The organism is Azospirillum sp. UFLA03-27, from assembly GCF_059803775.1.
Map to the genome: position 1 here is coordinate 1 of NZ_JAUQTX010000396.1, position 3732 is coordinate 3732.

Sequence of the window (3732 nt, forward strand, 5' to 3'; positions counted from 1 at the left end):
TTCAGGCCGACCAGGCCGTGGGCCATTTCGGCGCTGTTGATCTCGCCGGCCGCGCCCTCGATGGAGCCGTCGCCCTTGACGCGCACCGTGTAGGTGTCAGTCGCCACCACGTTGGTGATGCGGGCGTTCTCGATGCCCTGGATGGTGTTGACGGCGCGGCGCGAGTCGCTGGTGGAGTCCAGCCGCAGGCCGTTGCCCGCCAGCAGGTTCTTGCCACCGTAGGCGGAGTCACCGGCCAGCTTGTCGATCTGCTCCTTCAGCGCGTTGAACTGGTTGGAGAGCGACTTGCGGGTGGCGACGGAGCCGGCGTCGGTGCCGAGCGCGGAGTAGGCGGCGGTGGTCAGGCCGCGCGCCTGCTCGATCATGTCGTCGATCGAGGACAAGCCCTTGTCGGCAGCCTTGATGGTGCTGATGGCCTGACCCATCGTGTCCTTCAGCGCGGTCAGATCGCCGGCGCGCTGGGTCAGGTTCTTCGCGGCGAAGAACGAGGTCGGGCCGTCGAGCGCCGAGTTGATCTTGTTGCCGGTGGAGAGGATGTTCTGCTTCTTCGCGATCGAGTCCTGGACGCCCTGCAACTGCAGCAGGTTCGTGCGCATCGACGACGAGAGGGAGATGTCGCTGGTAGCCATGGAGTCACTCCTTTTGGAGGATTTCAATCCGTACGACGTTGCGCGCACGGAGAGGGACTAATTCCCTCGGGCTACCGGTAGGCAATAAATGGGCCAGATCGAATTTGCCGCCCAGGCGAGGAAATTCCTGCCTCCGGGCAAATCAGGGCTCGGCAATTTTTGCCGAGGGCTCGGCAAGAATTGCCTCCCGACCGGCACCCTTTGCCGGTTGCGCTTCCGACCCGGCAGATTCTGCCGGGCTTGCAGGCAGCAGCATCACCTCGCAAACCGCGAGCGGACCGACGGTCAGCGCCACGCTCCCCCACGACCAGCCGACGCCGAACCCCGACAGGACGAGGCGCAACGGTCCGTTGCACAACGCCGACCCCAATTCGGAGGCCAGCGCCAGGGGAATGGAGGCGGAGCTGGTGTTGCCGAATCCGGCGAGCCCGACCACCGTCTGATCGGGCGTGGCGCCGAGCTTCTGCGCAAGGTGGCGGATCATCTGGGCGTTGGCCTGATGCAGGACCAGTCGGTCCACCATTCCCATCGTCCAGCCGGCGCGTTCCAAAACGGAACGGATGTTGCCCGGCACCTCGCGCAGCGTGAAGGCGAAGACCTGGGTGCCGTCCATGAACAGGTGCGCGGGCTCGCCGGGCCGCCGCAGGCCGCCGCCGGGAACGGCAAGGTAAGGGGCGCCGGCACCGTCGCTGCCCAGCACGAAGGCCATGGGGGCGTCCCCCTCTTCCATGATCAGCGCCGTGGCCGTGGCGGCGTCGCCGAACAAGGGCGCCACGGCGCGGTCGTCGGGGTCGAGCACGCGCGATGTCGTGTCGCCCGCGACCAGCAGGGCGCGCCGCCCGCCCGCCGCCTTCAGCATCGCCGAAGCCGTCCACAGGCCATGCACGTAGCCCGAGCAGCCGAGCGTCAGGTCCAGCACCGCCGCTCCCTTGCCCAGCCCCAGCCGATGGTGGAGCAGATAGCCCGAGGCCGGCAGGATGTGGTCGTGGGTCTGGGTGACCATGACCAGCAGATCGACGCTGTCCGCAGCCCAGCCCAGCCGGTCCAGCAGGCGCCGCGCCGCCGCTTCCCCCAGGTCGGAGGTGCATTGGTGGGGGGGCACCAAGTGGCGCGCCTCGATTCCGGTGGCCTTGGCGATCCGGCGGGCGGCGTCCTCACCGAAGCGGGCGGCCAGATCCTCCACCGTCTCGCGCCGTTCCGGAACGCAGGCGACGATTCCCGCCAGGGCGACGCCCTCGATCACGCTGGCCACCATGGGGGTCTCCTTCCGTCAGCCGGTGATGCCGCCGTCCACGACGATGGTCTGGCCGGTCACGAAACCCGCCCCGTCGCCCAGCAGGAAACGGACCACCGGCACCACGTCGGCCACGTCGCCCAGCCGGCCCAGCGGCGTGCGCCGGACGATCTGGTCGCGCTGCCCGTCGGCCAGCGTGCCGGACATCTCGGTGGCGAGATAACCGGGCGCGACCGAGTTGACGGTGACCTGGAGCCGCCCGACCTCGCGCGCCAGCGCGCGGGTCAGCCCGTCCAGCCCCGCCTTCGACGCCGAATAGACGGACAGCCCATTGTAGCCCCGCTGTCCGATGATCGACGAGATGTTGACGATCCGCCCCGGCCCCCGCTTCATCAGCTTGGCGCGCAGAAAAGCGCGGGCGACCTGGATGGCGCCGGTCAGGTTGACCTGGATGACCTCCTCGACATCGATCTCCGGGAAGGTCGCCAGCACGCCTTCGCGCGCGATGCCGGCGTTGTTGACCAGCCCCCAGAGCGGCGACGCGCCGCCCCAGTCCAGGGCGGCGTCCATGAAGGCGCGCACCGCCTCCCCATCGCCGATGCGGCAGGGTTGCCAGAACAGATCCGTTCCGGCCAGCCGCTCCAGCGCCTCGCTCGGCGCGCGGCTGCAGGTGGAGACGCGGTAGCCCTCGGCCAGCAGCGCCTCGACGATGCCCAGCCCCAGCCCGCGGCTGCCGCCGGTGACGATGACGTGCCTTTTGCCGTTCATGCCGTTCCCTTCCGCGTCTTCTTGCCCGCCGCCCCCAGGGCGATGCTCCCGGTCATGGTCACCAGACGGGGACGCGCCGCCGGCGGCAGGTCGGCCACGGCGGTGCGGATCGCGGCGCGGAGCACGGCCTCCTCCACCCCTGGCGCCGGGACCACCAGGGCGGTCAGGATGTGGCCGGTCACCGGGTTGGCCGCGGCCTGAACCAGGGCGTCCCTCACGCCCGGCACGTCCAGCAGCACCTGCTCCACCACCTCCGGCGAAACCTTGACCCCGCCGACATTGATCCGACCATCCAGCCGCCCGGCGAACAGCGCGCGGTCACCGCGCACCTCCACGACGTCGCCGGTGGACAGCCAGCCATCCCCATGGCCGAGCATCGCGCGGGGGCTGTTCACCTCCAGGACACCGCCGCTCAGGCGCAGGCCCACCCCGTCGATGCCGCCATCCAGCCAAGCGGCGGGAAACCCGGCCTGTCCATCGCCCACCGCGAACAGCGCTCCGGCCTCCGTCGAGGCGTAGATGTGACGAAGCTTCGCGTTCGGAAAACACTCCGCCAGCCGGTCGAGCAGCGACTGGTCGGCCACCTCCCCGCCCAGCGTGACGGCCGCCAGGGGCGGCGCCTCGCCGTCGAGCGCCAGCAGGAAGGCGCGCCAGAAACTGGGCGTCGCGCTGATGTGGGTCACCGCGTGCCTCACGGCGAGACGCGCCAGTTCCCCTGCAGCGGCGCCGGGCGCCGACACCAGCGTCGCCCCCGCCGCCAGTGCCGTCAGGATGACCTGAAGCCCGGCGAAGGCCGCCGGCTCATAGGCCAGCAGCCAACACGCGTCCGGATCGGCGGCACCGCGCAGGCGTCCGCGCAGGCGCTGGAAGTCGTGGCGTATCAGCTTCGGCGTGCCGGTGGTGCCGGAGGTCTCCAGCAACAGCGTGAAGCCCGGCTCGTGGGGCTTGCCGTCCGTCTCCGCGGAGGTGCGGCGCGACAGATGCAGTTCCACCCCGGCCCGTTCGGCGGCGACAAGGGCGGCAATGAGGGCCGGCACGCCCTGCGGCGGCAGGACCGCCCGCCCGCCCGCGGCCCGGAACGCCGCTTCGAAAGCATCGGCC

At 70.5% G+C, this 3732-nt stretch carries 4 protein-coding genes; all 4 read right to left on the bottom strand.

All coding sequences use genetic code 11. The annotated features are described in order from the left end of the window. Positions 1-629, bottom strand: a 629-nt coding sequence (locus tag Q4I23_RS31325; RefSeq protein ID WP_498528804.1) for a flagellin, incomplete at its 3' end; no start/stop codon positions are given. Positions 630-771: 142 nt separating this feature from the next. Next, on the bottom strand, positions 772-1884 hold the full coding sequence (locus Q4I23_RS31330) for a ketoacyl-ACP synthase III (RefSeq protein ID WP_498528805.1): 1113 nt from the start codon (positions 1882-1884) through the stop codon (positions 772-774). Positions 1885-1899: 15 nt separating this feature from the next. Next, positions 1900-2631, bottom strand: a complete 732-nt coding sequence (locus tag Q4I23_RS31335; protein ID WP_454016809.1) for an SDR family NAD(P)-dependent oxidoreductase — start codon at positions 2629-2631, stop codon at positions 1900-1902. Continuing rightward, positions 2628-3732: ANL family adenylate-forming protein (locus Q4I23_RS31340; RefSeq protein ID WP_498528806.1), on the bottom strand; the 1105-nt coding region annotated here is incomplete at its 5' end. The genes Q4I23_RS31335 and Q4I23_RS31340, both read right to left, overlap by 4 nt.